16 protein-coding genes are annotated in these 14,484 nt (G+C 31.7%); 9 read left to right on the top strand and 7 right to left on the bottom strand.

All coding sequences use genetic code 11. The features are described 5' to 3' along the window. Positions 1-57: 57 nt before the first annotated feature. From ASG22_RS00320 to ASG22_RS00310, 3 genes are read left to right on the top strand one after another with little or no spacing between them, the layout of a single operon-like run. Positions 58-1,092 carry an acyl-CoA reductase gene (locus ASG22_RS00320; protein WP_055978841.1) on the top strand — a complete coding sequence of 345 codons (1,035 nt, stop codon included), beginning with the start codon at positions 58-60 and terminating at the stop codon, positions 1,090-1,092. Between the two features lie 38 nt (positions 1,093-1,130). Further along, positions 1,131-1,577, top strand: a complete 447-nt coding sequence (locus ASG22_RS00315) for a hypothetical protein (RefSeq protein WP_055978837.1) — start codon at positions 1,131-1,133, stop codon at positions 1,575-1,577. Between the two features lie 35 nt (positions 1,578-1,612). Continuing rightward, entirely contained in the window at positions 1,613-2,299 is a 687-nt protein-coding gene (locus tag ASG22_RS00310; RefSeq protein WP_055978834.1) for a Bax inhibitor-1 family protein, read from the top strand. 102 nt (positions 2,300-2,401) lie between these two features. Here ASG22_RS00310 and ASG22_RS00305 read toward each other — a convergent pair whose 3' ends face one another. The 3 genes from ASG22_RS00305 to ASG22_RS00295 all read right to left on the bottom strand — a co-directional run bounded on the left by ASG22_RS00305 (position 2,402) and on the right by ASG22_RS00295 (position 3,710). Continuing rightward, a complete protein-coding gene (locus ASG22_RS00305) occupies positions 2,402-2,650 on the bottom strand; it encodes a DUF6952 family protein (RefSeq protein ID WP_055978832.1) in 249 nt (82 codons plus the stop codon). Between the two features lie 2 nt (positions 2,651-2,652). Continuing rightward, positions 2,653-2,958 (bottom strand): thioredoxin family protein, encoded by a 306-nt coding sequence (locus ASG22_RS00300; RefSeq protein ID WP_055978828.1) that lies wholly within the window; start codon positions 2,956-2,958, stop codon positions 2,653-2,655. A 119-nt stretch (positions 2,959-3,077) separates the two neighbouring features. Continuing rightward, positions 3,078-3,710 (bottom strand): peroxiredoxin, encoded by a 633-nt coding sequence (locus tag ASG22_RS00295; protein WP_055978824.1) that lies wholly within the window; start codon positions 3,708-3,710, stop codon positions 3,078-3,080. A 328-nt stretch (positions 3,711-4,038) separates the two neighbouring features. Here ASG22_RS00295 and ASG22_RS00290 point away from each other — a divergent pair, with 328 nt between their 5' ends. Then, complete coding sequence (locus ASG22_RS00290) at positions 4,039-4,218, top strand: bacteriocin-like protein (RefSeq protein WP_055978821.1); 180 nt, start codon at positions 4,039-4,041, stop codon at positions 4,216-4,218. A 43-nt stretch (positions 4,219-4,261) separates the two neighbouring features. On the opposite strand, the gene ASG22_RS00285 is transcribed toward ASG22_RS00290, so the two are convergent. Further along, positions 4,262-5,452 carry a pyridoxal phosphate-dependent aminotransferase gene (locus ASG22_RS00285; protein ID WP_055978818.1) on the bottom strand — a complete coding sequence of 397 codons (1,191 nt, stop codon included), beginning with the start codon at positions 5,450-5,452 and terminating at the stop codon, positions 4,262-4,264. Positions 5,453-5,600: 148 nt separating this feature from the next. Here ASG22_RS00285 and ASG22_RS00280 point away from each other — a divergent pair, with 148 nt between their 5' ends. From ASG22_RS00280 to ASG22_RS00260, 5 genes are all read left to right on the top strand, one after another. Next, positions 5,601-6,422: a GLPGLI family protein gene (locus ASG22_RS00280; RefSeq protein ID WP_055978815.1), complete on the top strand. Its 822-nt coding sequence runs from the start codon at positions 5,601-5,603 to the stop codon at positions 6,420-6,422. A gap of 239 nt (positions 6,423-6,661) precedes the next feature. Continuing rightward, positions 6,662-7,297 (top strand): 16S rRNA (guanine(527)-N(7))-methyltransferase RsmG, encoded by a 636-nt coding sequence (gene rsmG, locus ASG22_RS00275; RefSeq protein ID WP_055978812.1) that lies wholly within the window; start codon positions 6,662-6,664, stop codon positions 7,295-7,297. A 62-nt stretch (positions 7,298-7,359) separates the two neighbouring features. Beyond that, entirely contained in the window at positions 7,360-7,767 is a 408-nt protein-coding gene (locus tag ASG22_RS00270) for a hypothetical protein (RefSeq protein ID WP_055978809.1), read from the top strand. A 4-nt stretch (positions 7,768-7,771) separates the two neighbouring features. Next, a complete protein-coding gene (locus tag ASG22_RS00265) occupies positions 7,772-8,308 on the top strand; it encodes a hypothetical protein (RefSeq protein ID WP_055978805.1) in 537 nt (178 codons plus the stop codon). Continuing rightward, positions 8,305-10,998: a PD-(D/E)XK nuclease family protein gene (locus ASG22_RS00260; protein WP_055978802.1), complete on the top strand. Its 2,694-nt coding sequence runs from the start codon at positions 8,305-8,307 to the stop codon at positions 10,996-10,998. The genes ASG22_RS00265 and ASG22_RS00260 overlap by 4 nt, the downstream gene beginning before the upstream one ends. A 77-nt stretch (positions 10,999-11,075) precedes the next feature. On the opposite strand, the gene ASG22_RS00255 is transcribed toward ASG22_RS00260, so the two are convergent. The 3 genes from ASG22_RS00255 to ASG22_RS00245 all read right to left on the bottom strand — a co-directional run bounded on the left by ASG22_RS00255 (position 11,076) and on the right by ASG22_RS00245 (position 14,373). Next, positions 11,076-12,254 (bottom strand): acyl-CoA dehydrogenase family protein, encoded by a 1,179-nt coding sequence (locus ASG22_RS00255; RefSeq protein ID WP_055978799.1) that lies wholly within the window; start codon positions 12,252-12,254, stop codon positions 11,076-11,078. A gap of 121 nt (positions 12,255-12,375) precedes the next feature. Beyond that, a complete protein-coding gene (locus ASG22_RS00250) occupies positions 12,376-13,164 on the bottom strand; it encodes an NUDIX hydrolase (RefSeq protein ID WP_055978795.1) in 789 nt (262 codons plus the stop codon). 15 nt (positions 13,165-13,179) lie between these two features. Continuing rightward, the gene (locus tag ASG22_RS00245; protein ID WP_055978792.1) at positions 13,180-14,373 is read right to left on the bottom strand and encodes an MFS transporter; all 1,194 of its coding nucleotides are present in this window, start codon (positions 14,371-14,373) and stop codon (positions 13,180-13,182) included. Between the last annotated feature and the right edge of the window lie 111 nt (positions 14,374-14,484).

Raw genomic sequence — 14,484 nt, 5'->3', positions numbered from 1 at the left:
CTAATTTTTTTTAAATTTGCACAAAATTACAAAATATTCCCCAATTTTACAGTAATTATGAATATTGAAAACAAAGTTTTAGGACTTGCGAAATTAAGCAGTTATATAAAAGAATTTTTAACAAAAAATAAGGAGAGTTATAATGAAAATGATTCCGATTTTGAGTTATTATTAGAGAAGTCAAAAATAGATAATCCGTGGTTTACGATTGAAAATCAGAAATTTGCTTTACAGCAATGGGCAGATTTGTTGACAGAGGAAAATATTAACAACTGGATCAAAGAATATAAAACTTCAAAAACATCAAAGAAAGTAGGATTGATTCTTGCCGGAAATATACCATTGGTCGGATTACACGATGTGATTTCTGTGGTTTTAAGCAATCACATTCCGTTAATTAAATTATCTTCTAAAGACCGATATATGATTCCGTTTTTATTAAAAAAGTGGAAAGAATTTTCAGGAGAAGATATTAAATTTGAGTTTGTTGAGAAGTTAGAGGATTTCGATGCCGTCATTGCAACCGGAAGTAATAATACGGCGAGATATTTAGAATATTATTTTAAAAATCATTTAAGTATTATCAGAAAAAACAGAACTTCTGTAGCGGTTTTAAAAGGCGATGAATCGGATGAAGAATTACAGCTTTTAGCAAAGGATATTTTTCAGTATTTCGGACTGGGCTGCAGAAATGTAACAAGACTTTTAATTCCGCAGGATTTTTTAATCGACAGGATTTTTGAGAACTTTTTGAATTTTAAAGATATTATCAATCACCATAAATATGCGAATAATTATGATTACAACAGAGCAGTTTACCTTTTAAATCAGGAAAAATTCTGGGATAATAATTTTGTCATGCTACAAGAAGATGAAAAATTATTCAGTCCGCTTTCTGTGATCAATTTCAGCAGATATTCTTCTTTGAATGAAGTGAAAAGTTTTCTTGCTGAAAATGAAAATGATATTCAATGTATAGTAGCAAAAGAGGAATTAGGATTGGATTCGATAGGTCTTGGAGAAGCACAAAATCCAAGTTTGGATACATATGCAGATAATGTAGATACGATGAAATTTTTATCGGTAATATAATTCTTCGTACCTTGCTGTCAACCAATCATTAATTTAATATGAAAAAAATATTTCTGATTCTTAGCGTTTTGGCTTTTCAGTTGGGATTTTCTCAAAACAGCAGTATTACAGTTGTTGAAAGTAAGAAAATTGAATTAAAGGGAGAATTAAGTAACGATAAAATTGATTTGTACAATCAGTCTTTTTTGAAATTTGTCGATGCTTTAAAGACTTCGGACAAACAGACAATCAATACTTTACTTTCAGATAAAGTGAAAACTATTGTCGGTGATAAGATGATTCAGACACTTTCCGGGGGAATAAGTTTCAACAGAAAAACAGAAGTTTATAAATCCGGAAATCAAAAAATACTCGGCGGAGAAATTTATCCTGCAATTCAGTATAAATATGTTGATGATCAATCGATTCCGCCGAGAGATCTTATTACGGTCATTTTTGAAAACGATGGAAAAATTTTAGGGGTAAAACCTGAATACAGTGAATAAACTTATTATAATAAATTAAAATTAAGAATATAACTATGATGACAGATGTTTTAGTTGCGCATTCTACGGATGTGGAAAAGGCAGAATTTTACAAAAAAACGTATATGCATGTTGCTTTTGCAATTCTTGCATTTATCGGTGTAGAAACTGTTTTGTTTAATATTGTACCACCCGAAATTATCGGTTTAATGTTTGGTCAGAAATATACTTGGCTATTGATTATCGGTGCATTTTGGCTGGCTTCTATTTTGGCTAATAAATGGTCATTATCTCAAAGCAGATCAACTCAATATTTAGGATTAGGATTTTATGTTTTGCTTGAAGCGGCAATTTTCCTTCCGTTAATTTATATTGCGATCTATCAGGCTGGTGGAGTAGTGATTTATCAGGCTGCGATGTTGACGGTTGCAATGTTTGCGGGAATTTCCGTAGTTGCATTTACTTCAAAAAGAGATTTTTCATTCCTTAGAAATATTATCGTAATTGGCGGTTTTATTGCTTTGGGGCTTATTATTGTCGGAGCAATCTTTGGTTTTAACCTTGGACTTTGGTTTTCGGTAGGAATGGTAATTTTGGCTTCTGCGACGATCTTATATCAGACGAGCAAACTGAAAGATTCTTATACTACGAATCAGTACGTTGGAGCCTCTTTACAATTATTCGCTTCTATTATGTTGTTGTTCTGGTATATCCTGAGAATTTTGATGAGCAGAAGAAGCTAATTAGAATTAAAGAAATTTTATAAACCCAAAAAATCCTGATGTCTTTTCATCGGGATTTTTTATTGTAAGAATAGTTGATTATTCTTAGAATTTTATTTGAAATTATTTATCAATTGATCCTAAAACCTTTTGCGCAAATGAGTTTAAAGCATCTTTTTCGCTCATTCCGTTTTGTACGTTGGCGTGTACTTCCAATGCTCCACAAATGTTCGTGATTAATTCTCCTGCAACATTCATATCTTCTTCTGTAGTTCCTCTGAATTCTGTGAAGCTTTCCAATACTTCCAACGTTTTTTCTAAATTTTCAGGAGTTTGGTTCTGATAAAATTGTCTGATGATTGGTAATTTCATAATTACAATTCGTTAAATAAGTTAATTAAACTTTCTGCCTGATTAGACTGAACCTGATTTACCAATTCTCCGTTTTTGAAAATTGCGAATGTAGGTAAGTTATCGACTTTAGCTAATTTTCTGCTTTCCGGTAATTTTTCAGCATCTACATATAAAAATGGAATTGAATCATTTTCTGAAGCTAATTTCTTGAATTTAGGCTTCATAATTCTGCAGTTCCCGCACCATGTTGCTCCATACTGTACAATCACTTTTTCATTATCGCTTACAATATTCTGCAGCGTATCTTCTGTTAATTCTGTATACATAAGTTAATTTTTAATAAAATTTAACAATGTACCAATATAACAATACAACAGTTTACCAATATCATTTTCTGCTGCATTATTGTTACATTATTAGATTGATACATTGTTAGATTAAAACTTTAGTTTTTTGCCAAATATTCAGCAGTAGAAGTTCTGTCAGCTTTCATCGCATCTTTTCCTTCTTCCCAGTTTGCAGGGCAAACTTCACCGTGCTTTTGTACGTGAGTGTAAGCGTCGATTAGTCTTAAATATTCTTTTACGTTTCTTCCCAAAGGCATATCATTTACCGACTCATGGAATACTTTTCCTGTTTCGTCGATCAAATAAGTTGCTCTGTACGTTACGTTAGAACCAGTGAAAACTTCTTCACCTTCGTCATTGTATTCGAAATCCTGATCTACAATTCCCAACATATTAGCCAATTGTCTGTGAGTATCAGCTAAAAGAGGATAAGTAACACCTTCAATACCGCCATTATCTTTTGATACGTTCAACCAAGCAAAATGTACTTCGTTTGTATCGCAAGAAGCACCTATTACTTTAGTATTTCTTTTTTCGAATTCACCTAAAGCTTCTTGAAAAGCGTGAAGTTCTGTCGGGCAAACAAAAGTGAAATCTTTTGGGTACCAGAATAAAATTACTTTCTGTTGATTTGTTGTTGCTTCTTCAAAGATGTTGATTTTAAGATCATCACCCATTTCAGACATTGCGTCTATTGTTACATTCGGGAATTTTTTTCCTACTAAAGACATAATTTTCTCGTTTTTATAATTAAATTTTTCCGGTACAAATATAGAAATATTTCATCTATCAAACAATTGTATTTTGATAAATAAAATCTATAATTGTTTTTGGTATCAATCATATAAAAGATGCTTAACTAAAAGGCTTTTTGTATATTAATTTTTATTGAAAACTTATCTTGTAGGGTGGAGTCAAATAATAAATTATTCATAATTAGTAATTTATAATCTTTTTCTAGTAAGAATTATCAAAAAAATAAATTTAAAACAAATGAAAATATATTATAACTTTGAGAATATAGAACAAAAAACTTAAAAACAACCAAACATAATTATTATGAAAAATTTAAAAAGTCTGTCAAGAAAAGAACTGAAAACAATTAAAGGAGCGGCGTCAACTTCAAAATGTCCTCCAGGAGATCACTGGTGTCCAGATGCTGCAGTATGTATTCCTATTATAATGGAATGCTATATAATTGTTCCAGAAATACCAGAAGCAGGTTGTTTATCTTGCTAATGAAATACAGTAAAAAAGTTCTTCCCAAGGAAGAACTTTTTATTTATACGTTTGTTAATAATTCTTTAATTCTTCTCATCGCCTCCCTTAATTCTTCTTCCGAAGCGGCGTAAGAAAATCTGATACATTCCGGGCTTCCGAAAGAAACTCCGCCAACGCAGCCAACATGAGCTTTTTCCAATAGGAACATCGCAAAATCGTCAGAATCTTTAATTTCTGTTCCATGTAATGTTTTTCCTACATAATATGAAATGTCTGGAAAGAAATAAAATGCAGCTTTAGGTAAAACAACTTTAAAGCCAGGAATTTCTTTCATTAAATCGTACACAAGATCTCTTCTTATTTTAAAGGCATCAATCATGTATTTGTATTCAGAAGGATCAGCCTGTAAAGCAACAATCGAAGCTCTTTGTGCTACTGTATTGGCGCCACTGGTCATTTGTCCCTGTACTTTTTCACAAGCTTTAGCCAACCATTCGGGACATGCAGAATATCCTATTCTCCAGCCTGTCATTGCAAAAGCTTTAGACATCCCGTTGATTACGGCTGTTTGTTCATAAACTTCAGGGAACTGGGCAATAGAAGTCGTTTGTGTTTCGTAGTTGATATATTCGTAAATCTCGTCAGAAATAATTGTTACGTGAGGATATTTAGCGATAACTTTAGCGATAGATTTTAGTTCATCATACGTGTAATAACCTCCTGAAGGATTACATGGTGAACTAAATAAAACGGCTTTTGTTTTATCGGTGATTGCTTCTTCCAGTTGTTCAGCAGTGATCTTAAAATCAGTTACATACGAGGTAGGAAGCATGACAGAATTTCCACCCATCATTTTTACCATTTCATCATAGCTGACCCAATACGGATTAGGAAGAATAACTTCATCTCCATCATTTACAAGTGCAGCCAAAACATTGATAATAGCCTGTTTAGCACCATTTGAAACACAAATCTGTGAAGGTTGATATTCTAAATTATTATCTCTTTTAAGTTTATGAACAATTGCCTGACGAAGTTCCAAAAATCCTGGAACAGGAGAGTAGTGACTGTAATTTTCGTTGATGGCGTCAAAAGCGGCTTGTTTAATGTTATCGGGAACGTCAAAATCTGGTTCACCAAGAGTTAAGCTGATGACGTCAATTCCATTGGCTTTCATTTCTCTTGCTTTATTTGACATTACGAAAGTTTGCGAGTAACCTAGTCTATTTACTCTATCTGAAAGTTTATTCATTTAATTATTTCTATTGTAACAAATATATGATAAAAAGTATTTCTTAAAAAATTTATCCAAGTAAGATTGTGGTATTTTTTGTTCAACACAAATTTTATCACTATTTTTGTAGTTATGTGGTATGAATTTTTAAATACTAATCTTAAATATGTATAAATTACTTTTCTTACTAATTGTGTCTTTTGTTTCTGCACAGAATTATCGATTTGTTTACGAATATAAAATGAAACCGGACACCAATAAAAAGGATTCTATAGTTACTGATTATATGAATCTTGATACGGATGGGAAGAAATCGTATTTCTATAATTCCACAAAATATGAGCGAGATTCAACTTATAATGCATCAAAAAATTATAAAGATCTATTGAATGCAAAATCTTATGATCAAAACTTGAGTTATGTTGTTGAAAAAGACTATTCTAAAAAAAGTATGAATTTTTATGATAAATTTAAGACTGTCAACTTGTTGATATTTGAAAATGAAAGTCCGAAATGGAAAATTGAGAAAGAATTTTTAAAAATCAATAATATTAATTGTCAAAAAGCGACTACAAATTATAAAGGAAGAATTTGGGAAGCTTGGTTCAGCAAAGATTATCCTGTGAACGACGGTCCGTATAAGTTTTCAGGGCTTCCGGGATTGGTTGTAAGTCTGAAAGATTCTGATGATGATCATGTTTTCAATTTAATTCAAATTAAAAAAGTAAAAGAAATTTTTTCACTGTTACCAAAGTCGAGTAAACAAATGACATTTGCTGAATATAAAAAGTACATGAATAGTTATACTTTTAGCAATGATGATATTGAAAGTATGAGTATTAATAAGCAAACCGGTAAAGCAGATATTCAGTTAAAAGACGGCTATATAACTAAAATCGGACTTGATGAAATGAAAAAAATGAAGAAATTTGATGAAGAAATTACCAAGCGACTGAGACGAACCAATAATTATATCGAAAGAAATTAAACCTACGCGGTGTGCATTTTGAAAAATTTTAATGTTAGATACGTCAATTCGAGTGTTTTTTCGTAATGAAGTGGAGAAAAAATGTATCGAGAATAGATCTGCCTTCAAGAAGTGACGAAAATACATCAAAATGCACAACGGGTATTAAACCTGAAAGATTGTCATTTGGCAATCTTTTATTTTTTGAGATTTGAATAACGCTGGTAAAAAACTTATTTTTGCATTCTATAATATTTCACATGTCTACAACGTTACTACTAAAATACTTTCCGGATCTTACAGAAACACAGATTGATCAGTTCAATAAATTGGAAGATTTATATAAGGAATGGAACGAAAAAATCAACGTGATTTCCAGAAAAGATATGGAATCTCTGTATGAAAAGCATATTCTGCACTCGTTAGGAGTAGCGAAAGTGATGGAATTTGCACCGGGAACCAAAGTTTTGGATATCGGTACAGGTGGCGGTTTTCCAGGAATTCCCTTAGCGATTTTGTTTCCCGAATCACAATTTACTTTAATTGATTCTATCGGAAAAAAAATCACTGTAGTAAATGCTGTTGCAGAAGGTGTTGGGTTAAAAAATTTAACTGCTATTCACGGAAGAGCAGAAAAATTAAAGGAAAAATTCCATTTTGTAGTGAGCCGTGCGGTTACACAAATGCCGGAATTTTTAAGATGGCTGAAAGGAAAGTTTGAAAAAGAACAAATTAATCCTAAACACAACGGGATTTTATATTTAAAAGGTGGAGATCTTGCTGAAGAACTTGCCGGACTGAAATGTGAAATTTTCAGCCTTAAAAACTATTTTGATGAAGAATTTTTTGAGACGAAAAAAGTAGTTTATCTGTCAAAAGGTAATTTTAATTCTTAATTTTATATCATTAAGGAATAATTTTTTTAAGTTTTATTAATAATCGAAATATAAATAGCCTTATGAAAAAGTTTTTAAACATCGGATTTTCAGCAGTACTATTAGGATTATTTTTTACTTCATGTAAGGACGACGACGATTATCAGACAGTCGAATCAATTGATAAAATTAAAATTGACAGTGTGAAAATTGTAAACGACACGATGGACGTTTTTACCATTCAGAGTATCAGGACTTATTCTACTTATCCTTCTCATTGTGAGGGGTTTTATGGTTACGATTATATTCATAATGAGAATTTGACAAGAACAATTACTGCTTATAAATATATTTCTACCGGACCTTGTACTCAAAGCGTGTATACCGGAACTAACCAGATTAATTTCAGTCCTCAGCAGACTGGAACTTACACTTTAAAATTTTGGAATGGTGGAACAAATTGGATCACCAAAACAATTGTCGTAAAATAATATAATGAAATGGATTTTTGCAGCTTGTTTTCTGATTTCTAATATGATATGGAGTCAGAAAATATATTGGGAAGAGGATAGAAAACTGAATTGGAGTAATTTTAAAAGTAAAATAAACAATCAGAAAGGAGAAAATGTGGTGGCTTATACCAATTGCGGATGGACGTATTCTTATGTTAAATCATCCAATCCGAAAGCTCCGATAAAAATAAAAATCCAGACTATTTTCAACGAGGATCAATCGTGGAAAGATGTAAAAAGGATAAATAATTACGTTTTGTTACACGAGCAGAAACATTTTGATGTAGCAGAAGTTTTTGCAAGAAAACTGCGCAAGGAAGTAAGTGAAAAAATAAAAACATCTTCAGATTTTGATGGCTATTTTAAGGCTATTTATAACCGAATTCTGAATGAGTACCGAGAGTTTCAGAATACCTACGACGGAGAAACTAAAAACGGAATGATTGAAGAAAAACAATCAGAATATAATCGTATTATTGCTGAGGAGTTGGATCATTTAAAAAACTTTAAAGCCTCTTGAAATTTCTCAACAAAATCATTCATGAACTTTTATCTCAGAATTCGGATCTTTCGGATTTCAATATTGTGCTGCCGGGCAAGCGTCCGATCGTGTTCATTCGTGAGATTTTGGAAGAAAATAATTATTCAGGATTTCTTCCGAATTTTTTTACTATTGAAGAATTAATTGACAGAATTGCTGATAAGCAACCGATCCAGGGAATTTCTTTGTGGCTTTTTGCATTTGATGTTTATAAAAGTCTCAATCTTATTCCAAATGATGATTTTGCTGATTTTTTAAAGTGGTTTCCGACTTTACAGAAAGATTGGGACGATATTTTAAAATTTTCAGACAGCGATCAGGCAGTTTTGCAATATATGTTTGATGAAGAAAGAATTAAAGAATGGGCGCAGGATCTGGGTGAAGATGATGATGTTCCGAGAAAAAAATTCCTTAATTTCTGGAAAAATATGAATGTTTTTCTTCCTGTTTTAAAAGAAAAATTGCAGGAGAAAAACTGGGCAACTTCCGGAATGATTCATGAGAGAGCAAAGTCTGAAATTATTAATTTTGCTAAAAATACCAACGAACAGTTTGTTTTCTGTGGTTTCAATGCCTTTACTCCCGTTGAAGAAAAGTTAGTAAGAAGTCTTTTGCAATGGAATAAAGGACAGTGTTTTTTTCAGGCAGATCATTATTATTTTGATGATGAAAGACAGGAAGCAGGAAAGTTTCTGAGAAATCATAAAACATGGAAAGAATTTGATGACAACCGTGCTTTTCAATGGATTGAAGATGATTTTAATCAACCCAAAGACATTAAAGTCTATGAAGTTTCCGGAAATGTAACACAAACGAAAATTTTACCGGAGATTTTCAAAAATATAGAAAATAAAACCTTTTCAACTACCGCATTGGTTTTGTTGGATGAAAATCTTCTTCCGGCAAGCTTAGATATTATGCATGAAGTTCAGAATCTGAACATTACAATGGGTTTTCCTCTAAAGAATCTTTCTTTTTCTAATGCTGTAAAACAGCTTTTTTATCTGCAGAAACAATTAGAAAAGAATAAATCTTCCTATTATTACCGTGATATTTTTCCTATCCTCGAAGAACTGCCGAAATCTGTTGAGGATGAATTAATTATCAATCAATTTAAAACTCAAATAGAAGAACGAAATATTGTTTACATTTCTAGAAAATTATTTTTTGAATTACTTGGTGAGTTATCGTATTATAATTTACTTGGAAAAGCTGATTCTACAACTGTTTATCTGGATTTATTAATTGATTTTTGCCAGCGGATAAAATGGCTTGAAATAGATGATATTCAATACGAAAACGTTTCGCATTTCGAAAATACATTCAAAATTATTAAGAATCAGATTTCTCCGTATACCTTTGAGATTAAAATGGATACGCTGGAAATTTTGATCAATCAGCACATTAATTCAGAAAGCATTGATTTTCAGGGTGAACCTTTGCGTGGTTTACAAATCATGGGATTGCTGGAAACCCGTTTATTGAATTTTGAGAATGTCGTTTTGCTATCTGTCAATGAAGGAAAATTACCTCTTGGAAATTCACAAAATACCTATATTCCTTTTGATATTAGAAGAGTTTTTGACTTGCATACCTTTCTGGAAAATGACAGTATTTATGCTTATCATTTTTACCGCCTGATTCAGGATGCTAAAAATGTTCACTTACTGTTTAACGCGTTGAGTTCCGGAGTAAATACGGGTGAAAAAAGCAGATTTATTACGCAAATCGAAATAGAAAGTTCTCATAAAATTGAGCATATTATTGTTGAAAATTCCTCTGAGCCAATTCTTACACAACCGATAGAAATTTCGAAAACACAAATCGTCCTCCAAAGACTTGAAAAATGGAAAGAAAAAGTTTCGGCTTCTCACCTCACAAGTTATCTGTATAATCCCATCGATTTTTATCTTTCAAAGATTTTAAAAACCTCGGAAAGCGATGAAATTGAAGAGGAATTATCAGTAAAAAATTATGGAAATTTAGTTCATTATACACTTCAAGAAGTATATGAAGTGTTGAGAGGTAAAGTATTAAAAGAAAATGATTTATTGAATTCAATTAAAGCAATAGATCAATTTATAACAATAGCCATTGATAAGTTAAAGCACCAACCCGAATTTTATGAAAAAGGGATGAACTTTATTCATAAAGCTATCGCTAAAAAAGTAATCGAAAGTATTTTACGCCATGATCTTGAATTAATAAAAAGTGGCAATACATTAGAAATTCTTGACATAGAAAAACGGTTTGAAAATGTTGATTTTTATCTTGACGATAAAGATAAAATTTCATTCTTCGGATTCATTGACAGGATCGACAGACTCAATGGAACACTGAGAATTATTGATTATAAAACAGCTAAAATTAAAAATTTGGTTGTGAAAATAGATCAGGATAATATCGATCAATATTTCCATAATGGTGATCGTAAACAGGCATTGCAGCTCTGTATTTATCATTATGTAGTACAGAATCTTCCTGAATTTTGGGGACTTCCCATAGAAACCGGAATCTGGAGTTTTGCTGAAGCTAAAAAAGGAGTGGTTTCTTTACAGTTTGAAAAAGGAGAAATTGATGATGCTATGAAATCAATAAAAAATCTAATTGAAGAAATTCTTAACCCAGATATTAATTTTATTGAAAATATTAAAACATTTTCAAATTAAATAAATAACTGATTTTAAGTAAAATAAAAGAGCCTGACAAATTCATCAGGCTCTTCTTTATTATAAGTTTTTAAATTTTAGAATGCATTAATTCCGGTAATGTCAAGACCAGTAATTAATAAATGAACATCATGCGTTCCTTCGTAAGTAATTACAGATTCTAAGTTCGCAGCATGACGCATCATTGGAAATTCACCCATAATTCCCATTCCTCCAAGGATCTGGCGGGATTCTCTTGCAATTTCGATAGCCATATTCACATTGTTTCTCTTAGCCATTGAAATTTGTGCAGGAGTTGCTTTATGATCATTTTTCAACGTTCCTAATTGTAAACAAAGTAATTGAGCTTTAGTTATTTCCGTTAAAAATTCTGCTAATTTTTTCTGTTGTAACTGATAAGATCCGATTGGTTTTCCGAATTGTTTTCTCTCCTTAGAATATTGAACAGCAGTACAATAACAATCAATTGCTGCACCAATTACGCCCCAAGAAATTCCATATCTCGCAGAATTTAGACAAGATAGAGGTCCTTTCAATCCAGTAACTCCCGGTAGTAAATTTTCTTTCGGAACTTTGACATCGTTAAATACTAATTCGCCTGTTTTTGAAGCTCTTAGACTCCATTTATTGTGAGTTTCCGGAGTTGTAAAACCTTCCATTCCTCTTTCAACAATCAATCCCTGAACTTTTCCTTCTTCGTTTTTTGCCCAAACAACAGCAATATCGCAAAGAGGAGAATTAGTGATCCACATTTTAGCACCATTCAAAAGATAATGATCGCCCATATCTTTAAAATAAGTTTCCATAGAACCCGGATCAGAACCGTGATTAGGCTCTGTTAAACCAAATGAACCAATAAATTCACCGGAAGCTAATTTTGGTAAATATTTTTTCTTTTGCTCCTCAGAACCGAACTCATTGATAGGAAACATCACCAAAGAACTTTGTACAGATGCTGCAGAACGAACTGCTGAATCACCTCTTTCCAATTCCTGCATAATCAGACCGTAAGAAATCTGATCAAGACCAGAACCGCCATATTCTACTGGAATATAAGGTCCTAACGCCCCGATTTTGCCTAATTCTCTCATTAAACCAGGCAAATCTGTATGATTTTGTGCGGCATGGTCAATCTGCGGCATTACAAAACTTTCTACCCAATCTCTTACAGACTGGCGAATAAGTTTGTGTTCTTCGGTAAGCAAAGCATCGATCCCGTAATAGTCAGGAATGCTCGTAAGAGGATAATATGACATTGTTTTTTAATTTTTCTAAAAATAGTACTTTTAAGTAGGACAGAAAAATTTTTTTACAATATGTTTTATTTGTTGAATTTCAATAAGTTATTTAATTATTTGAATTGAATAAATCTAAAAACTAAATTTCATCTTCGTTAAAAACTGAGTGTTGATTTGTTGAATTTTCTAAATCACTTTTAAATTTGTAAAGATAAGGAGCTTTGTTGGCTGAACCGTCGTATAATTTTTCCATTCGTTCTAATGAATTCATGCTCAGTATTTTACGTTGGAAATTATTACGTCTGAATTTTTCACCTAAAATTGTTTCATATAAGGACTGAAGATCTTTCATCGTAAACTTTTCTGGCAATAAATTACTTGCAGCAATCTGAGTATCAATGTTTTTGCGTAAATACTCCAAACCTTCATTAATAATTCTGTCGTGATCAAATGCCATACTTGGTAATTTACTGACTTCAAACCAGGCACAAGTTTCGTTAAATGCATCGGGAAAAGTATTGGCTAAGGAAAAATCAATCAAACTGCAATATCCGACTGTTAAGAAACGCTGTAAAATCCAGTGATCAACGGGAACATCCAATCCTTTATTATTAATCAAAGTTTTATGAACATTATTTACGGTACGGTCCAGTCTCCCAAAAGTATGAAACTGCTCTAAAAAAAGCCCTTTCAGATGAGTTCTTTCGTATAAAACACGATCTGCTGCCTCTCTCAGATCTTCATCAATAAAAACGAAACCGCCGGGTAAAGACCATAAATTAAGATCATGATATTTGAGTAAAAGTACTTTAAGAATGTCATCATGAAAACCGAAAATCGTACAGTCTACCGAAACATTGGGGATAAAGTCTTTACTTTCAATGAGTTCTTTTAAGGTTTCTATATTTTTATTATGGTCAGTTTTCATGTGGTAAAAGTAAAATTATTTTCTAAATGTTTTTTCGGCAAATTTAAAATAAAATAAACTTATTATGAACAATGCAGAAACAGAGATTAAAATATATACCGGATAAAAGTCTAAAAGTTTGTGCTGAAACAAAACTGACATTATTATCGAGCTTACAGAACTGCCGAGAGATGAGAAAATCACAATTAATGAAGTAAAAAGATTGGCTTTTTCTTTATCGATCTGAGCGATCATTTTTGAATTGATGACGGGATATAATGGTGATAAAACCAAACCAATTATAGGAAATAGAAATAATAAAGCTCGTGAATCCTCTGTATCTATAAATTGTATTCCGATGATTGTTACAAGGACGAAAACAATTAAAGACAGACATAGAATATAGTATTTTGACAAAGAAAATCGATGGATGATATTCGCTGTAATTGTTCTTCCAACATATGAAAATACAGCAAGAAAGGATGTTGCCTGAAGCGCAAAAAAAGAATTAACTTTTAAATGATTTTTATAAAATGATGGCAGCCAGGAATTGAAACTTTGCTCTACAAATACGATAGAAAAAATAACTGCTAAAAATATAATAATCAACGGATTAATTATTTTTGATACTTCTTTGAAGACATTTTCTTTTTTGTCTTTTACAGGTTCAGAAATCGGAAGTTTAGAAAAAAGAAAAATTGTTAAAGCACAAATAATGGATATTGAAATAAACCCGAATTTCCAGAATTGAGAATATTGACTTGAAATTAACCATCCAAAACCTGTGTTTACCACAAATATTCCGATCATGAATGAAGCTTCTACATTATTCATGGTCTTTGCTAAAGATTTTTCGTCTGAAATGTTGTTTCTGATGATTCCGAAAACACATATTTTTCCAATTGCGAAACAAGTCCCGATTATCGCAAACCAGAGTTTGTAGAACCAGAATACTTCAACAAATGGTAAAATAAGTGAACAAATCCCAACAATTGTTAAAGCCAGAATCAATGATTTTTTAGTTCCGAAACGGCTGATAAAATTAACGGCAAAAAGTGAAATAAATGCTATCGGGATATCCTTGAAAGATTCTAAAAATCCAAGTTCATCATAGGTGATTTTTGCTTCAGAAAGTTGCAGAATTACAATGCCCATGCAGTTCAACACCATTGAGAAAATCAGGAAAGTTAACTTTAACGGAAGTGATATTTTAGAAGGTTTAGTTATCATTTTGGGGATTCATTTTATTCCTTTTTCGTCGAAAAATACATTTTTTACGAGCAAATTTATGGCTTTAAACCCCCAAAAATAAACGAAATATTAAAATATTTATTAATAAAA

The organism is Chryseobacterium sp. Leaf405, assembly GCF_001425355.1.
Classification (GTDB): Bacteria; Bacteroidota; Bacteroidia; order Flavobacteriales; family Weeksellaceae; genus Chryseobacterium.
Note: the sequence above shows the minus strand (reverse complement) of the source record. Positions and strands in the feature narration are given on the sequence as shown.

Bases quoted from the DNA above. Each gene is read 5' to 3' on its own strand.
- ASG22_RS00310 (WP_055978834.1), top strand. From the start codon at position 1,613: ATGATGACAGATGTTTTAGTTGCGCATTCTACGGATGTGGAAAAGGCA.
- ASG22_RS00290 (WP_055978821.1), top strand. From the start codon at position 4,039: ATGAAAAATTTAAAAAGTCTGTCAAGAAAAGAACTGAAAACAATTAAA.
- ASG22_RS00270 (WP_055978809.1), top strand. From the start codon at position 7,360: ATGAAAAAGTTTTTAAACATCGGATTTTCAGCAGTACTATTAGGATTA.
- ASG22_RS00305 (WP_055978832.1), bottom strand. From the start codon at position 2,650: ATGAAATTACCAATCATCAGACAATTTTATCAGAACCAAACTCCTGAA.
- ASG22_RS00285 (WP_055978818.1), bottom strand. From the start codon at position 5,452: ATGAATAAACTTTCAGATAGAGTAAATAGACTAGGTTACTCGCAAACT.
- ASG22_RS00250 (WP_055978795.1), bottom strand. From the start codon at position 13,164: ATGAAAACTGACCATAATAAAAATATAGAAACCTTAAAAGAACTCATT.
- ASG22_RS00295 (WP_055978824.1), bottom strand. From the start codon at position 3,710: ATGTCTTTAGTAGGAAAAAAATTCCCGAATGTAACAATAGACGCAATG.
- rsmG (WP_055978812.1), top strand. From the start codon at position 6,662: ATGTCTACAACGTTACTACTAAAATACTTTCCGGATCTTACAGAAACA.
- ASG22_RS00280 (WP_055978815.1), top strand. From the start codon at position 5,601: ATGTATAAATTACTTTTCTTACTAATTGTGTCTTTTGTTTCTGCACAG.
- ASG22_RS00315 (WP_055978837.1), top strand. From the start codon at position 1,131: ATGAAAAAAATATTTCTGATTCTTAGCGTTTTGGCTTTTCAGTTGGGA.
- ASG22_RS00300 (WP_055978828.1), bottom strand. From the start codon at position 2,958: ATGTATACAGAATTAACAGAAGATACGCTGCAGAATATTGTAAGCGAT.
- ASG22_RS00265 (WP_055978805.1), top strand. From the start codon at position 7,772: ATGAAATGGATTTTTGCAGCTTGTTTTCTGATTTCTAATATGATATGG.
- ASG22_RS00255 (WP_055978799.1), bottom strand. From the start codon at position 12,254: ATGTCATATTATCCTCTTACGAGCATTCCTGACTATTACGGGATCGAT.
- ASG22_RS00245 (WP_055978792.1), bottom strand. From the start codon at position 14,373: ATGATAACTAAACCTTCTAAAATATCACTTCCGTTAAAGTTAACTTTC.
- ASG22_RS00320 (WP_055978841.1), top strand. From the start codon at position 58: ATGAATATTGAAAACAAAGTTTTAGGACTTGCGAAATTAAGCAGTTAT.